This is a genomic window from Chryseobacterium sp. UNC8MFCol (assembly GCF_000482305.1).
Classification (GTDB): Bacteria; Bacteroidota; Bacteroidia; order Flavobacteriales; family Weeksellaceae; genus Chryseobacterium; species Chryseobacterium indologenes.
In genome coordinates, this window is sequence record NZ_KI535290.1 from 453,551 (window position 1) to 469,498 (window position 15,948).

Below are 15,948 nucleotides of genomic sequence, written 5' to 3' on the forward strand. Positions count from 1 at the left end.
TTGCAACGCAACAGACTCTGCGCTTAAAAATACGTTTTATTTTAAAATTTATATAATTTCAAATTCTTGTTTTCCTTCCGGAATATAAAATGAAATATCCAGCATCAGCTCTTCTTTGGTTTTCGGATCTACCAGATATAGGGCTGAGTCTCCGTTTAATCTTTTTAAAACGGCTGCTTTATTTTCCGCGTAGAATATCATGACAGCATCCTGTGGTAAAGGTTGTACCTCCATTCCGGCATTGAATTCCTGCAGCAGTTCTTTAAATCTTCCTTCTGATTCACCGGCTGAAAGATACATGGACTTTGCCATATTTTCTTCTCTGGCAGAAATCATCTTCTTATACTCATCATATCTTCCGGTCTGAATCTGTCTGATCAATTTATTGTAGGCCGCTTCCAGCTTTTCTCTGACATCCTTAAGGTCTTTAAGGTTCCTGCCATGCTGCCATGCCTTTAACTGGTAAGGAACTTCCGCTTTAAAAGTGCTATTGTGTCTGAGAACCGGTAATTTCTGATCTTCAACCGGTTTTGACTGATAATCACCAAACTGACTGTCAAAGACAAAGTTGTTGGCTACATCAAACAGTTTTATATTCAATTTCAATTCGGCTTCTTTATCAAGCTCTGTTTTTCCTGCTATGGGAAGAATAGAGGCCGTCAGTGTCTGTTCTCCACTCTCAAGAATGGCATAATTGACAGGAATCATGGTGGAAACCTGGTGGGTGATATTCATATGAATCACAGGATAGTCATTCACTCGGATCTCCAGCATACATGCGGATGCACTGAAATCAATGACATAATAAGGCTGCTGCATAGTGGTTTTATAAGGTGTATCTTAAGTTAAGAGATTGTTTGGGGTTAGCTTAAAGAAATTTTATCCAGGTCCGGATATCCGGATCCATTAAGAAGATCTTTCCATTCTTTATTTTTGAAAACAAACAGGTTGCATCGGTATTCTTCAGGCTTGTTGTCAATCCGGGTTTCACAGTAGTAGTAAATAACGTCTTTATTTTTCCAGATGGCTACTTCCTGTCTGAACTTATTAGGTGTCGGGATGACTTCATTGTCTTTCACTTCTGAGTCAAAACTTTCATGTACAGTATTAAATTCTGGTTTCTGTAATGTCTGGTTTAAGTTTTCAAAAAGAGCCTTTTTTTCATTTTCTGTATAAATATCCAGTTGATACATACCCAGCTCATCATCTTTTTCATTGGCAAGCGGTCCTATTTCGTGGTCAACTTTTCCAAAATGCAAAAGAACTTTATTGGTATTTTTATTATTTTTCCCGTCTAAACTTATTCCGTTAAAGTGTAGGATTTTTTCTGTTGAAAACGCCAGTCTTTCATTCCCTATTAAGGTAACCTCATCCGTATAAACGGTATCTTTTGTCGTTATTCCTCCGGATTTCAGAATATCGTTGATATTTTGTCCTATGGAAATAGATGCCAGATTAAAAGGCCCGGTCTGGGTATTATTTTTAACCTCGGTCTGAGGTGCTCCGTTTTTTCCCTGCTGACCACATGATGAGAGTCCTAAGCACATGGCTGATATGAGCACATATTTCAAATTTTTCATAGTATTATTTTTCATGAGTGGTTATAAAACTTTGTAAAACAGTTTCTCTGTCTTCCATATTCCCGTAATGTATTCCCGATTTCACAAAATACAGGCTGGTCTCGAAACCTATTGCTTCTTTCTGATCCGTGGTAACTTTACTTTTCACCTGTTCCAATAAAATATCAAAACCGTCTTTGGTCTTTTTCCAGTAATATCCGGAATATGGCCACGCGTCTGTCGCTGTTGAAATCACTTCCGGCTCACCGTATTTTTTCTTCAAGGCTGCCATCAATGATTCACTTTCTTTAAAATTTTTAGTTACAATAAAGTAACCCTGAAGCAGATTATCTTTCTGATTGTTGACCAGAAATCCGATCTCGCTTTTGAGAAACTTTTTTCCTTTGGGATAATCCACTACAAATTGGATGCCTCCATACTGATATTGGTCTACTTTATAGGTATTATAATAAGGATATCCCGTCGTTTGTTCAAGATCAGTTTGTCTCGTAGCATTTTTAAGGACAGCCTCATGATTAGTTCCCGGCTTCAGATCTGACAACTCCGTTTTTGATTGGGAGCTACAGCAATTAAACAATAGCAAAGTACTTATCAGTAGTATATTTTTCATATTATCCTTGTTGAATGAATGGTATTTGTGCAGATATTCCTGTAAATTTTTCCAGTTTTTGAATCACATCAAACTCAGGAAGTATCTGGTAGGTTTTATCAAAATCAACGAGTTCCATTTTTCGGTCTGTTTCTAAAAAACCTTTTTTAATGTACAATCCGACGCTGGCTTTTACCACTACGGTTGCAACGAGTCCGTCAAATTTCACTTCCGGCCTGTAATATAAGGTTTTTTGTGTACTGCTTTTCTGATCATACGTTAAACTCTGTCCGAAAGTAGCAGATGCTTTGCCGGTAGCTTTCAGTTTTCCTTCCGCATAGGCTTCCGCAATAATAACTACGAATTTAGCTTTTACTTCGATACCTGCGTCCAGTTCAATTACAATTTTGGTCGTCAGCTTTCCGTTTCCTCCGCCTGCATCTGAATTGGTATTAAAGTTCAGTTTGGTTTCTCCTGAAATGGTTCCTTTTACTTTTAAATCCATATACATGTTTAAAGTAACGGGATGGTCGTCATCAGCCAGCCATGCTCTTACCTCGTTCAAGACCTGTTTGGCTGCTACATTAGCCGTTCCTCCACTTACCACTCCTACTCCGGCCTGTATCAGCATATCGAGAAGGTCTACCGTAATGTCAATACCGATCAATGGCTCTGCTTTAAAATACATTTCCATGGCCGTTCCGATTGTTGGCAACGGTTTTCGGTTTTTCTGGCCTCTTTCCAGCTGCCATTCTCCCCCGAAACAGAAATTAGGAGGTTTCATTTCTATGGCTAAGGGAAGTTTACTGGTAAAGCTGTTCTTTCTGATTTTTCCTTTGGTCTGATCTGTCACCCCTTTTGAAAACTCTTTTAAAGAACTGAAGACTTTATAGAACCACTTGATTTTATCTTCAAACTTGAAAGTGGCATCAAAATGACCGTTGTACTTATCATTGGCTACTTTGTCCCAATTGGCTTCCATAGTCACTCCAAAATCTACCGCCGTATTTTTACCTCTTTTTTCATTTCCGATTTTTCCAGCTTTGCTTTGCATTTCCTGATGTTTTTTCGGAGGGAGATTCTGCCATTTAACACTCAGGTCATTGCTCAAGTTTAAAAAGAAATGAAAATCCCATTTGATATCGGGAAACACATTCATTAAAACGGTCGTCTTTGATGTGTTGCTGTAAAACCTGCAACTATGGGCATGGAGATGAATTTTGTTTGGGGTGGTCCACTCCGGCCAGATATACTGCAGTGGAAGTGCATTGAATCTGGATAAATCGGAATACACCTGATAGTCGAAGGATGGAGAAGTAAATTTTCTTTCTTTATCACCTGCATCGATTACCTGACCTATATCCAGCAACCGAACTTCTTTGGCGTGGAGTGCTTTATTCCTGAAACAAGCTTTGGTATCAAGATCCGTCACTTCAATCGTAACATTTCTTTTGGTCGAAGAAGTGGGCCCAATGGTATGATAGATAATGGTATTGGCATCGTGGGGGAAATAATCAAAATAGATATCTACCCTACGGTTGTTTTTATATTCCTTTTCGTCTTTATGCTTGATATTATCACCTCCTTTTTTATCATCTGTAGGGTTTACTTCACCTTTTCCCAACGATTTGATTCGTTTGGCATCCAAACCTCCGTCTGTGAAGAACTTCTTGACAATGTCGGATCTTTTCTGGGATAGGGTTTTGTTGTATTCCATTTTACCGATCACACAGGCGTAACCGTCTACCGTAATCGTAGAATGCTGATGTTCCAGCAAAAAGCGAAGGATATTATTGAGTTTTGTTTCCCCGTCTCCTTCTATAATTGCAGAATTGAATTCGTAAAAAATGGTAGCATGGATGGTTTCTTTTGCTGCTGTATTTTTCACCCCTTTCCCGTTATCAAACACGGTAATGGGTGTTTTTACTTCTCCTTTCTTATCAAAACCAATGTCGGTGATATTGATCATTTCAAACTTACAGGGTTCGTAACGTTCAACATTTTTATCGGGCATGTAAACCTTGGTAGGCACTACATTCTGAGGTTGCTTGGGAGCCTGGGCCACCAGCTGATTTTTAATCCTTAAAAACCGGGCGTGAATGTCATCATTATTATCATCCACAATGTATTTTCCTTTGGAGTCTTTTACTTTTACATAGAGTTCTTCGACATCTTTGATATCTTTGATCATCCCTTTCCATTGGGAAGTATTCTGGATTTTAACATTAATTTCACCGTCATTGACTTCTACATCCGTTAACGTTCTCAACAGGAGATCGTCTTTTGCTCCTCCTCCATATCGTATTCTCCTGTAAATTTCTATGGTAAGATCCTTCCTTCCATTAAGGCCTTCTGTACCCAGATACAGATAGATGATATGCCCGTAACTGAAATAATATTCTTTTCGTACGTCTTTTCCGCCTTCGGTTGTACTCCATTTGGAATCTACAATTCTCGGCGGACAGAATCCGAAAATATATTTTCCTACTTTGTTGACGGTATCGGGTTTTCCTCCTAAGCTGGCTTCAACATAATAAGAAAGAATTCCGCATTCTTTTTTGGTAAATTTATATTCAAATACATAGCCTGCCGGTCTTCTCAGCTGCTCGATGATTGTTTTCCTTGAAGATTTCTGCCTGATCCATACCACTTCTTTTTTCTTGTCTGCATCGGGAGTTCCGGGATACCATTCTGAAACGCTGAAACGGATGGGTTTTCCGGGTTCTACTCCAATCATATCTCCGCTGCTGACTACCACTTTTGCATTGTCAGCTCTTGGAGCAATATCTATTTTTTTTATTCCTTTGTTTGCCATACAATCATTGTTTAAAAATCGTGTGATGGATCTTCATCATTTTTCTCATCTTTACGCATTTCCTCAGCATCCACCAAAGGATTGATCTGCTGCTGTACTTCAGGATCGGCATTTTTAAAGTTTTGCTGACTGGCTTCTGCTCTTTGTCCGTGGTCAATGATTTCGATGCAAGGGCTTCCGGCAACCGCACAAACTGCTTTGCTGTCTTCTACAATGATAAAGCCTCCGTTACTTAGCTGGACTTTATCATAAAAGTTCTGCCATTCGGTAACCATGATTTTACAAGGTGGCGGTGGGCCACCATGCTTTGTACAGTTACCAAATGTATTTTTTTCAAATGTAGCGCCTCCAATTTCTTTCGTGGTCACGATGAGTTTTTTGGAAGCATCTTTATCATTTGCATATTCTTTCTGGTGAGTAAGTACTTTGAGCTTATCGGGTGCCTGCCCAAACTGGCACTTGCACGTTGCTCCCTGTACTACAATATGTTTTTCTGCCATGGTTTATCTTCTCCTTTTTGACTGAAATGCAGGCTGCAAAAAGTAGAAGCCCATGCTGACAGTCTGTGTCTTAATTTAATTTTCATTTGTTTTGTTTTTTTATTCAGGAAGAGCGGCGATAGAAACCGAAATCTTCTTTTCTTGCCTCAAAAGAATACTGCTTTCGAGATACATTGATTCGGGAAATATTGTTTTCTCATCCAGGTAATATCTCACCCTGAATTCACCATTATCGTTCATTACCGGCTCATCGTCAATTATCATAGAGAAAGGAGCACCGTTCATAAAGTCAGATGCAGATCTCTCCTCATGTAATTTTCCGGTTCCGTCTATCCGGATGAGATTATGGTCATCTTTGAGAGGGTCAAGCTCCAGTTTTATTTTATATTTTGGTTCTATCGGATTATCTGTGATCGGGAAGCTTTGTATTTCTTCTATGCTAAAATCCTCTCCAAAGCTTTGATAAATCCCATAAAATAATGTTCTGATGAAATAATCATTTTTAAGATATAAATTAAGGGTTTCAGGAGCATCCAGTACTTTTTCAATCTGTCTGCAGTAGCGATCAACAGTCTCACCGTCAAATTCCTTGTACACTGCTTCTTTTACGGCCGGCCATCTTTCTTTAAAGACAGAAAGATTCTCAACTGTTTTAAATTTTCCGTGCTCATCGGTACTGATCTGCAGAGGATATAAAACTTTTGAGGTCTGATAAGCCAACATATCTGCTATTTCATTGACTTCTTCTTCGTTCAGATATATTTTGGAAATTCTGTTTATTTCAAAATAATGTTGTTGTCTTTCACTTCTGATCCATCGTACTGAAACTTCATATTTGAGCTCGTTGAGATGATCTCCGTTTTCAATAGTGACAACGGCACCGTATTTCCTGTATATTTTTGCAGGGTTAAATACCAGACTATTAGCCCTACCCAGCGGTACTTTTTTATCCTGATCAACTGCTGAAGATCTGGGAATAAAAATCTCCTTCTGCCCGGTCAGCTCAATCAGAACCATATCTCTTACACTGCAAAGGTTATTGTGAAATAACTTCAGCGCATCTTTATCTATTCCATAAAGGGCTGCAATGCTTTTTAGGGTATCGTTTTCCTGAACGGTATGTATATTAAATTTCTGCATAATTATCCTGCTTCACAACGTGTTGATTATATTTTAATGCACCACTCTTTTCCTGTCTGACCTCGGGTCCATTCCTATGGCATACCGGTCGGCAGACCAGTGGAGGTATTTATTCCTTAAATCTCTGAGGTCTTTCTGCTCTGCGAGCTCTCTTATATAATCAGGATGAGTTTTATTATGGTTATATTTTTTATCCAGATCAGCAACCCACTTAAAATCATAAGGTTTTCCGTTTTTAAAGACATATCCCCTAAGTTTTTTTTCAACACGAACCAGAAGGGTATCTTTAGAAAAATCATAGGTCTTTTTTATCTTCGTCATGGATATCTGCTCACATTTAGCGGTATTGGCTTTTTCTGTCATAAATGTGAGGGGAATATAGCTGTAGGTATGCAGTAAATCTCTGACTCCTTTTAATGCAAAATATGCATTGCCCCCAATGTAGGAGAGTTGATTTCTGTTATACCATCCTTCGGCAACCAATCTGTCTTCAAGAGGTTTAAGATCTCTTTTATCCGTCCAGTCGGTTTCTATTTCTCTTACCCATTCTGTTTCGGATAAGTAACTTCCTCCAATGTCTGAATGTACGCCCGGAAATGTTTTTTCTTCTCCATAGAAAACAGGAACCTGCTTTTTTCCTTTTGCATCTGTATCGTAGGCTACATTGGTAAGATCGAAGTTCTCCCTGTGCTCATCAGTGGCAATAAAGTGTACAATTTTTTTGGCCGAGGTTATATCGTCCAGGTGTAATTCTTCTACATCATTGCTGAAGTTGGGCTTTGCAGAAACACCGGGATGATACGATGAAACGGTGTCATAAATTCCCAAAAAGCGAACGACAATCCGCTCAACGGTAATACCTGCCTCCATTAACTTTAATCCAAGATGTCCTCTTGGCGGCAGTTGGGTAATAGGCACTTCTTTTCCGTCATCATCACTGTAAAAGGTAACGCTTACTTTTCTTTTGGTATAGGTTTTCTTGTTGGCGGCGTACTTTCTTTTATTAATTTCATATACAAAGTTACGGGCTGCCGCCGCTCCTCTGCTGAATCCAAAGACATCCAATGTTAAGACGGCAACTTTCTTTTTATTGCCGAGTTTTTCCTTTAATCTTTTGACTGTTTCTTCACAGCCTTTTCTCACTTTCCCACGGATTCCTGTGTCTCCGCTCCCAAAAGCAAAGCCGCTATTTTCATCATCTTTACGGTCATCGGTTCCTATTCCTTCGATATAAATGCCATAATCAGCATTGCAGGCTTCCGACATACGAGCAACATTGCTCCAGCCATTATCATAACTGGTGTCTTTTTTCTCGCTTATCAGCTTTTTGGACCAGGTTTTAATCCCGTATTTTTTATAAACTTCCGTATTATTTTCCCGCTCTTTGGTATTGGCTTTATTGTTGAGCGTTCCATCAAAGAAAACTCCCAGTACAGCATCTATAGAATCATCTTCTATGTTTTCGGGAGTATAATTTCCAAAAACTACATTTGACATAGGTTTCTATTTGTTTTGCTTTACGTATTTATCGGTCTGTGTCACCGGATATTTTTTACCGTTTTGCTCGATATAAATCTCTGCAGTATTTCCACTGCTTATATCAATAACTATATCTGCAGAAGCTTCTTTATCTAATCCTCCAAATATTTTATACATATCGGTTTTTTCAAAATCCAGAGGAAGAAAAGTTCCGTTGTATACTTTATTGGCCTCTTTTATATATTGTGAATTCCCTGTACATACAATCTGTGAGCTTTCCTGTTTTCCGTCTTTATTTTTCCATTCGAAATAGAAAAGATACGGCACAGCTCTTTTGGCATACGGTAAAGCAGTAGCCGGCTGATCCTGCAGCGTACTTTCACGTTCACCGTTGGCCATATAAAAATTCCTTTTTTCAAGAGTACTTCCTGCAGGCAAGATAAGCTTGGGTCTCCAGTTTAATTTTTCTCTGAAATTTTCATATAAATCAGGGTTCGGGTAGCCTTCGTCTTTTATCTTTTGAGTAACGATGGGTTTTACGATTCCAGGGTCGTTCAGGATATCTTCTCTGTAGTTGGGTTCAAATACATATTTAAATTTATCGTAAGCTTCTGCTTGTGTAATTTGTATTTCTTTGCCCTGAAAATGTCCTACCTCAACCTGATGTCCGTCTCCATATAACCAAAGTATCAATTTCCCTTTTGGTCCTAAGCCAATGACAAAGGTGTCATATGTTCCTTTTTTTAAGGAATCAAAATAGGTCTGGCTGAATCCTTCATTAAACAATCGGGTAATTTTTTGGGTGTCCAACTCCCAATGTCCTGCATAAAATTTATTTTCTGCCAGAGAATACCAGGTAAATTCCAAGGTATGGGGAACTTTGACGGGATGATCTGTGCCCCCCATATGTTTTCCGGGTTCTCCCCATCCTCCGCCTGTAATTCCCCAGATATCAGAAAACGGAAACTGATAATCATCAGCGATCAGCTCTCCGTAATAAGCCTGCATCGGGTATTCATTGGGTGCTGACAAGGTTCCTGTCCATATATATTTTTCTTCCATTTTTTTATTTTGACATGTGATTAATGAGAAACTGCATACAATGAAAAGAATGAAAGTTTTCAATTTATTTATTCCCATGAGACATTATTTTTTTATTGCTGGACAAAATAAGATTTTCCCGCTGTGCTTCCACATTTATCTTTTGGGCAATCTTTTCTACCTTTTTTCCTACATTTAAATGATAAGAGTCTTTCACGGTGACCCGGATATTGGTTGCGGTTTTTCTAATGGCCATTTTAGAACAATTTTGATTTTTCAGCACTGTTGAATTCTACGATTTTTCCACTCTGCATGGTCATATTTTCCAGCTCGCTGAACATGGATATTTCTCCTGCAATTTCATGAGAGGTTTCGGATTGTCTTTTGAATTCTTTTTCTACCATTTCGGTTCTGGTATCCGAAGATTCCCTGATATCACCGGAAGCGGTTTGTACAATATCCTGTCCTGCTACAGAAATAATATCATCATTAGCATTGCTCGTAATACTGTTTCCGGCTCCGATTGAAATTTCTTTTCCGGCTGTAATATTGATATTTTCTCCGGCATTCAATGTAAAATTCTTCGGGGCCTTCATATCAATATTTCCTTTACCATCCATGAAGTATACGTTTCCGCTTGGGTCAAGAATTTTCACACTTCCTTCTTCATCATTCATTAAAATCCTGATTCCGCTTCTGGTTTGTATCGATTTTAAATGGTTATTGATCCCACCTCCCAAAGCAACTCCTCCATGGAACATTCCTCCCATGACAAAAGGTCTGTCGGGATGGCTGTGCACGAAGTTTACCATGACCTGATCTCCTACTTCAGGAATAGCCACATATCCTCTGTTTTGGGTAATCTGGTCTGTACCCCCCGCATCGGGACTCATCATCCTGATAAAATGAGTGGTATCATTAGTTTGCCAGTCAAATCTTACCTGAATCCTTCCCTGCTTTTCAGGGTCTGTATTTGAAATTACGGTTGCCGTCTGCGGCTCGGCTTTAGGAACGGTATATTCTGGTCTGGGAAGGAAGCCTGTATCTGCAGCAATTCCGACAAAGCTTCCGTGATAATGGCCTATGGTATCAATTTCATGTTCCGACTCCGTAATCATGATTCTGGTAAAATAAGAAGTCTCATTGGAATCCGGTTTACGCATCTGCATATCTACGACACAACCCGGGTGCAGAAAAGGAACGGTTGTATTTCCTGAAACGGAAAAAACATTTACCGCTTCACTTCCTGAAGCACTTTTCTGTGAATATTCTACGTCAAGATGAGTAGAAGCTTTTATAGGAGCAACCTGTAATGCCGGTGTCTTATAAATAGAATCGTTATGGCTGTAAGCTGTCTTCGCAAGATCCCCCACATGTTTGATGGGTGTTGATCCGGAAGTTAGTTTTTCATTTTTATGACTGTTGTAACCGTAAAATTGTGGTCTGGTATGCACTGCTTTTAATTCAACCTTGATATCATTGGCACTGCTTCCGTAGGTTAAGATGATGGGTTTGTTCTGGGGAGGGAGTTTTCCGAAATGTACTACTTCGCCATCATAATAAAACTGTTCTCCGTATGCTTCCGCCATTCTTGCCAGATAATTATAATGCGTTTCATCATACTGGCTGCTGTAGATGATCTGTGAAAAATTATTAGCATCAACTCTTACGTCAAAACGGTTCTTATCTATTCCTTGTTTGATGACTTCTTCTGCAATAATTCCCATGTTGACGGGCTGATTTCCCCCAAAGCTCTGAATATGCGGAGCTCCGTCAAGAAGGATGGTCGGGCTGCTTCCGGTGAGTACGATATTTCCCAGGCTCATTTTTTCCTGACTGAATCCGACACCTGTAATGACTCCCACAAAAGTCCTTTCCGGGCTGTTGTCGACATCTTTATAAGAAATAATGGCTGTGAGACGTTTTCCAAGAAATTTATTAGCATCTTCCAATGAATGGGTTTGCCTTTCTCCCAAGGTATCATGTGCCAAGGTGAGCGTAAACTCATGATGGCGTTTTGTACTTTGCTTAAGTTTAAAGTGTTTGTAATATTTGATCATCTTTCCCTCTATTACAAGAGAGAGTTTTACCAATCGGTTGATTCCTGTATGATGATTTTCAGATATACCGTCTGCATTTTGCGTCGGACGAAAAGTCCCCGCTTGATTCCCAGGCATGATTGACATATTGTGTAGTGATTTGTTAGGTTTTTAATTTTTTGAAGAATTTTTAAACAAATAAAAATCCGGCAGATAATGATTTTCCAACAGGTAAAAAAAGACCGTCTTGTAAGGACAGTCTTTTAATATCTTGGAATGAAAGACCTAGCTCATTGGCCAAAGTCCTTCATAGAATGAGTTTCCGTAACTAATGCTTTCTGCACTTACTACAAAGCTGATCAGCATATTATTGCTGTCTAATGCATCAAAATCTACTTCATGCTGGATAACGTACCCGTTTTCCCATTTTAAAGTGATCAATGTACCTTCTTCGTGAGATTTGTTGAAATTGATTTCTCCTGTTGTAGGCTTGTATTTGCTGTTTAGTAAGCTTTCCAAAACATCAGATTTTTCTGTTGCCTCGATGGTTACTTTAATCAGTGCGTTTGACGGATCAGAGGCTACACGTCCTGAAACATCTGTAGCTCTTGATACACTGTAATTAAGCTTTAATAATTTTTGTCCCTCACCTCCATTGAATTTTAAGATTCCTCTTGAATTTCCTGCCATATTCTTACATTTTATTCTTTACTATATATTGTCCCTATAAGGTTTAATATAAACAAAGATAGACTTCATGTTCTAAACTGAAAAATTTTCGAGCAAGAGTTTCAGAAATTGTAGTAATTCTACGACTTTCAAACATCGGATATTATTGTAAAAATCATAACCGGCAGGTTTCTTTATCAGGTCTGTAAAAAAACATGTTTATAAACATATGATCCTATAATGATCGTAAGATTAATGATAAGCAGGGCCATCAGTACAGGTCCATATTTTCTTTTCCTGTCTATAAAACTTATCCCAAGAATAAATAAAAACAACAATATGGTATATACTGCCGGATACATCTGAAACGCTTCTGAAAATTTCCCTTCAAATACGAGAACAACAGCTCTCTGCGCACCGCATCCGGGACATTCTACTCCCAGAAATCTTTTACTGGGACAAGTCAGCATGAAGTCATCAATATTCATTTTTCGGAAATGTTGGGATGATTTGATATTACGTTGAAATCTTTGCTCTGGTGTATTGATGAGGGAAGAAGCAGTCTTCATTCATTTCAAATGATCCCTGAACGGCGATATAGGGATTTCTTAAAATCTCTCTGGCAATAAAAATAAGATCTGCATCTCCGTTTTGAAGAATTTTCTCCGCCTGATCAATCTCTGTGATAAGACCTACGGCACCTGTTTTCACAGAAGCTTCGTTTTTTACCTGAGACGAAAAAGGAACCTGATACCCGTCAAAAACTGAAATCTTCGCTCCATGGATATTTCCACCACTGGAAACATCTACCAGATCAACACCATGCTCTTTAAGCACTTTTGCCAGAGCCACGCTGCTTTCAATATCCCATCCGTTTTCGGCATATTCCGTTCCGGAAATACGTACAAAAAGTGCGGTATTTTCGCTTAATACTTCATTAACGGCATCTACGATTTCGATTAAAAACCTGATTCTGTTTTCAAAACTTCCTCCATATTCATCCGTTCTGATATTGGAAAGCGGTGACAGAAACTGGTGAATCAGATAACCATGTGCTCCATGAATTTCAATGACATCAAATCCTGCTTTAACTGCTCTTTTGGCCGCTTCTTTAAAATTCTGAACCTGTTCTTTTACCTCACCGGTAGTCAAAGCATGCGGAATTCTTTCCGAAGGATGATAAGGAATGGAACTCGGTGCAACGGTTTCCCAACCTTCTTCTACTGAAATCTGTTTATTATTCCAGGTAGATCCTTTTCTTCCTGCATGAGCTAACTGAATGCCTATTTTACTTTCAGAATTTTCATGCACGAAGTTGACAATTCGTTGTAGTTTTTCAGCCTGTTGATCATTCCAGATTCCCATGCAGTGATTGGTAATCCTCCCTTTGGGTTCTACGCCTGTTGCTTCTACCACGATCAGACCTGTTCCTCCCTGTGCCCTGCTTCCGTAGTGTACAAAATGAAAGTCATTGGCCATCCCGTTTTCACATGAATACATGCACATTGGAGACATTACCCATCGGTTTTTGAGCTCAATATTTCTGAATTTTATTGGTGTATATAGCATTTTTATTATTTTAAAAATTAGAATTTGCGGGAAGAAGAATAAATATTGCCCACCTCATTAAAAAGAAGTAATTTTACCCCCCTTTTTTAGTCGACAATATATGAAAAAAGACATACAGATCAGTTACGAATACTTTAAAAATAGCAGCGAACTGAGCGATATAGAGAAAAAATTATTTGAAAGAGCCAAAGAAGCTCGTGAGATGGCCTATGCTCCGTATTCTCAGTTTCTGGTGGGATGTTCTGTTTTGCTGGAAAACGGAGAAATCTATTCCGGGAATAATCAGGAAAATGCGGCGTATCCGTCCGGTCTTTGTGCTGAGAGAACTACCCTTTTCTGGGTGGCAGCGAATTTTCCTAATGTGAAAATAGAAAAGATTTTCGTCGTGGGTGGCCCGAAAGAATTCCATGAAAGCAACCCTCCGATTCCTCCATGTGGAGCTTGCCGTCAAAGCCTTATAGAATACGAAACCAAACAGAACGAAAATATAGACCTTTATTTCTCCAGCATGAATGAAGAAGTAGTGAAGGTTCATGCCGTGAAGGATTTGTTACCTTTTTACTTTGACTCTACCTTTTTGTAAAAAATAAGAAAGTAAATTTTATGAACAAATAACTAGTGGCTTTATATTAACCACAGAATTTTTGTTTTGATATGGGATCAGCTAAAGATCTTAAAAATCGTATTGATAATATTTAGTTTACAACCTGTAGTAATGAATGCTACAGGTTTTTTATTGGTGTTGAAAAAAATGCAAAGATTTAATAAATAACAAACCCTTTTACAACACAATAAAATCAAAGGTTTTCGTAAGAATTTTTATAGCCACTCATTCACGAATGATTTTATTCGTGCATGAGTGGTAAACCAATAAAAACTCCCGATACTTTCTATTTACGGAATCTCTCAAATCTGCGAGAAAATAAAAAAAACCGACTTTACTGACTAAAAAAAAGGATAACCAATGTGCACCACATAAAATAGGCTGTCTTATTTCTAAAACAACCTTATTACTTTTTTATATCATCAGTTAATCTTCTGTTTCCTCTTCGTCCTCATCATCTTCATATTGCTCCAGATAGTAACTGAAAGTGAAATCTTCTACTTCTTCCTCCGCATCTTCCAGCGTAGTCAACAAGTCTTCAAAAATTTCCAACTGATCTACTGTCATATTAACAAACTCAAGGTGAAGCGGCATCTCGAGATCTCCCGTAATGGTATCAAAAAGTGCATCAAGATTATCCCCAAAATGTTCAGGAAGTTTTATTTTTTCCTTTAGCTGGGCGTAAAAATCTTCGTAATCGCCTATGTCTGTAAAATCTATATATATTGTCTTCATATCTAATTAAATTTCCAATTTTTATCTATTAAAAAAGCTTTGCATGTATTGCAAAAATCGGTCTCCTCATTGGTAGGATTTTTACCTTCTGCATCTCTCATAAAGCACATCTTCCTGGGGCAATGTGGCAGCCCTTGTGTATGTCCAAGCTCATGGATGGCTATTTTATAAAATTGTTCATTCGCATTCTCTTTACTGAGTCTGAATTTGGATGCTACACAGGCTTTTCCAGGTCTATACCCTAATCCCATAATCCCAAAATCTTTTATTTTCCCTCTGGTTGCACTTATATCTTTTGAGGTTAAACCAATCGTAACAAATCCATCTTTTGTTCTTTTATTCAAAAATTTAATGATTGAATCAGCCCGGTATCTATTTCTCTCTTTATAATAAGTATTCTTAGGAAAATCTATAGCCTCAAGAACCTGTACATTTGGGTAAATTTTTTTAATACCTTCTGTAACCGTTAACAAACTTTGAGAACTGACATCCTTAAAAGGTTGAATAAGTATAGTTATGAACTGTTTTTGCTCAATCTTCACTGTTTTATGTTTCTCTTTACATGAAATCATCAGAAGAAAAACCATAAGAAGATAAAAACTATAATTTTTCAAAATTAACTATTTAAAATAACTTATCAGGAATATCGGCTTTGTGACGAACGCAATGACATTATTGTTTATCAAAACTCTTATAATGATTTTTGGTAAGATAAACGTCTCCGCTTCTGGTAAAAATAATTCTGCCTGCCTGCCTGTTGCCGCAATGGTAATTCACATCCGCTTCAAAGTACTTTTCTCCATCCGGTAACCTTCCTTCACGGTTACCAAATTTATCTCCTCCAATAGCTTTTCCCGGGAGTACATCGCAAAGATTTCCTTTTGAAGGATTCCAGCCTTGTTTCCTGGCTTCATTTTTTGTGATATAATAGTCCGGTAATCTATGATTTTGTTTAACATAACTGATAACGGTTCTTTCTTCCGTCAGTTTTTCAATGGGATCTTGACTTGCTGTATTTCCGGCATTCAATTGATTTTCTGCAGAAGTACTTCCGTAGCTTACATTTTCTGTTTTTGCTATGTTTGCATCTCCTTTGTCAATAAAATTCTTGTAAATATACATCACTGACATCCCGAAAAGAAGTCCTAAACAGATGAAGAATACGGCTCTTATTTTACCATTCATAGT

17 protein-coding genes are annotated in these 15,948 nt (G+C 38.2%); 1 reads left to right on the top strand and 16 read right to left on the bottom strand.

Translation table 11 applies throughout. The features are described 5' to 3' along the window. Positions 1-48: 48 nt before the first annotated feature. The 13 genes from M030_RS0116370 to namA form a co-directional block, all read right to left on the bottom strand. Positions 49-819: a hypothetical protein gene (locus M030_RS0116370; protein ID WP_027374487.1), complete on the bottom strand. Its 771-nt coding sequence runs from the start codon at positions 817-819 to the stop codon at positions 49-51. Between the two features lie 44 nt (positions 820-863). Further along, positions 864-1,580, bottom strand: coding sequence for a hypothetical protein (locus M030_RS0116375; protein ID WP_123840880.1), 717 nt, complete (start codon positions 1,578-1,580; stop codon positions 864-866). 4 nt (positions 1,581-1,584) lie between these two features. Beyond that, entirely contained in the window at positions 1,585-2,190 is a 606-nt protein-coding gene (locus M030_RS0116380) for a hypothetical protein (RefSeq protein WP_155860266.1), read from the bottom strand. A 1-nt stretch (position 2,191) separates the two neighbouring features. Next, positions 2,192-4,984, bottom strand: a complete 2,793-nt coding sequence (locus tag M030_RS0116385) for an OmpA family protein (RefSeq protein WP_027374490.1) — start codon at positions 4,982-4,984, stop codon at positions 2,192-2,194. Positions 4,985-4,995: 11 nt separating this feature from the next. Further along, positions 4,996-5,484, bottom strand: a complete 489-nt coding sequence (locus M030_RS0116390) for a DUF4280 domain-containing protein (RefSeq protein ID WP_027374491.1) — start codon at positions 5,482-5,484, stop codon at positions 4,996-4,998. A 99-nt stretch (positions 5,485-5,583) separates the two neighbouring features. After that, a complete protein-coding gene (locus tag M030_RS0116395; RefSeq protein WP_027374492.1) occupies positions 5,584-6,624 on the bottom strand; it encodes a LysM peptidoglycan-binding domain-containing protein in 1,041 nt (346 codons plus the stop codon). A gap of 33 nt (positions 6,625-6,657) precedes the next feature. After that, positions 6,658-8,121, bottom strand: a complete 1,464-nt coding sequence (locus M030_RS24350) for a phospholipase effector Tle1 domain-containing protein (RefSeq protein ID WP_027374493.1) — start codon at positions 8,119-8,121, stop codon at positions 6,658-6,660. A gap of 6 nt (positions 8,122-8,127) precedes the next feature. Then, positions 8,128-9,165 carry a DUF2931 family protein gene (locus tag M030_RS0116405; RefSeq protein WP_228457448.1) on the bottom strand — a complete coding sequence of 346 codons (1,038 nt, stop codon included), beginning with the start codon at positions 9,163-9,165 and terminating at the stop codon, positions 8,128-8,130. A gap of 64 nt (positions 9,166-9,229) precedes the next feature. Next, on the bottom strand, positions 9,230-9,400 hold the full coding sequence (locus M030_RS25605; RefSeq protein WP_155857878.1) for a hypothetical protein: 171 nt from the start codon (positions 9,398-9,400) through the stop codon (positions 9,230-9,232). A 1-nt stretch (position 9,401) separates the two neighbouring features. Then, entirely contained in the window at positions 9,402-11,330 is a 1,929-nt protein-coding gene (locus M030_RS0116415) for a type VI secretion system Vgr family protein (protein ID WP_027374495.1), read from the bottom strand. Positions 11,331-11,468: 138 nt separating this feature from the next. After that, complete coding sequence (gene tssD / locus M030_RS0116420) at positions 11,469-11,873, bottom strand: type VI secretion system tube protein TssD (RefSeq protein ID WP_027374496.1); 405 nt, start codon at positions 11,871-11,873, stop codon at positions 11,469-11,471. A gap of 176 nt (positions 11,874-12,049) precedes the next feature. Then, a complete protein-coding gene (locus tag M030_RS0116425) occupies positions 12,050-12,340 on the bottom strand; it encodes a DUF2752 domain-containing protein (RefSeq protein ID WP_027374497.1) in 291 nt (96 codons plus the stop codon). A gap of 28 nt (positions 12,341-12,368) precedes the next feature. After that, complete coding sequence (namA, locus tag M030_RS0116430) at positions 12,369-13,421, bottom strand: NADPH dehydrogenase NamA (protein ID WP_027374498.1); 1,053 nt, start codon at positions 13,419-13,421, stop codon at positions 12,369-12,371. Positions 13,422-13,521: 100 nt separating this feature from the next. On the opposite strand from namA, the gene M030_RS0116435 reads away from it, so the two are divergent. Further along, a complete protein-coding gene (locus tag M030_RS0116435) occupies positions 13,522-14,004 on the top strand; it encodes a cytidine deaminase (RefSeq protein ID WP_027374499.1) in 483 nt (160 codons plus the stop codon). A 447-nt stretch (positions 14,005-14,451) separates the two neighbouring features. Here the strand turns inward: M030_RS0116435 and M030_RS0116440 are convergent, their stop codons facing one another. Genes M030_RS0116440 through M030_RS0116450 form a run of 3 tightly spaced genes read right to left on the bottom strand, consistent with a single transcriptional unit; the run spans position 14,452 to position 15,945 of the window. Then, positions 14,452-14,760: a barstar family protein gene (locus tag M030_RS0116440; protein ID WP_027374500.1), complete on the bottom strand. Its 309-nt coding sequence runs from the start codon at positions 14,758-14,760 to the stop codon at positions 14,452-14,454. Positions 14,761-14,762: 2 nt separating this feature from the next. Then, positions 14,763-15,374: an archaemetzincin gene (locus tag M030_RS0116445; RefSeq protein ID WP_027374501.1), complete on the bottom strand. Its 612-nt coding sequence runs from the start codon at positions 15,372-15,374 to the stop codon at positions 14,763-14,765. A 58-nt stretch (positions 15,375-15,432) separates the two neighbouring features. Continuing rightward, a complete protein-coding gene (locus M030_RS0116450; RefSeq protein ID WP_027374502.1) occupies positions 15,433-15,945 on the bottom strand; it encodes a ribonuclease domain-containing protein in 513 nt (170 codons plus the stop codon). Positions 15,946-15,948: the final 3 nt, after the last annotated feature.

Coding starts and splice junctions, on each gene's coding strand:
- M030_RS0116390 (WP_027374491.1), bottom strand. CDS start 5,484: ATGGCAGAAAAACATATTGTAGTACAGGGAGCAACGTGCAAGTGCCAG.
- tssD (WP_027374496.1), bottom strand. CDS start 11,873: ATGGCAGGAAATTCAAGAGGAATCTTAAAATTCAATGGAGGTGAGGGA.
- M030_RS0116395 (WP_027374492.1), bottom strand. CDS start 6,624: ATGCAGAAATTTAATATACATACCGTTCAGGAAAACGATACCCTAAAA.
- M030_RS0116435 (WP_027374499.1), top strand. CDS start 13,522: ATGAAAAAAGACATACAGATCAGTTACGAATACTTTAAAAATAGCAGC.
- M030_RS0116425 (WP_027374497.1), bottom strand. CDS start 12,340: ATGAATATTGATGACTTCATGCTGACTTGTCCCAGTAAAAGATTTCTG.
- M030_RS0116375 (WP_123840880.1), bottom strand. CDS start 1,580: ATGAAAAATTTGAAATATGTGCTCATATCAGCCATGTGCTTAGGACTC.
- M030_RS24350 (WP_027374493.1), bottom strand. CDS start 8,121: ATGTCAAATGTAGTTTTTGGAAATTATACTCCCGAAAACATAGAAGAT.
- M030_RS0116405 (WP_228457448.1), bottom strand. CDS start 9,165: ATGGAAGAAAAATATATATGGACAGGAACCTTGTCAGCACCCAATGAA.
- namA (WP_027374498.1), bottom strand. CDS start 13,421: ATGCTATATACACCAATAAAATTCAGAAATATTGAGCTCAAAAACCGA.
- M030_RS0116380 (WP_155860266.1), bottom strand. CDS start 2,190: ATGAAAAATATACTACTGATAAGTACTTTGCTATTGTTTAATTGCTGT.
- M030_RS0116415 (WP_027374495.1), bottom strand. CDS start 11,330: ATGTCAATCATGCCTGGGAATCAAGCGGGGACTTTTCGTCCGACGCAA.
- M030_RS0116385 (WP_027374490.1), bottom strand. CDS start 4,984: ATGGCAAACAAAGGAATAAAAAAAATAGATATTGCTCCAAGAGCTGAC.
- M030_RS0116450 (WP_027374502.1), bottom strand. CDS start 15,945: ATGAATGGTAAAATAAGAGCCGTATTCTTCATCTGTTTAGGACTTCTT.
- M030_RS0116370 (WP_027374487.1), bottom strand. CDS start 819: ATGCAGCAGCCTTATTATGTCATTGATTTCAGTGCATCCGCATGTATG.
- M030_RS25605 (WP_155857878.1), bottom strand. CDS start 9,400: ATGGCCATTAGAAAAACCGCAACCAATATCCGGGTCACCGTGAAAGAC.
- M030_RS0116440 (WP_027374500.1), bottom strand. CDS start 14,760: ATGAAGACAATATATATAGATTTTACAGACATAGGCGATTACGAAGAT.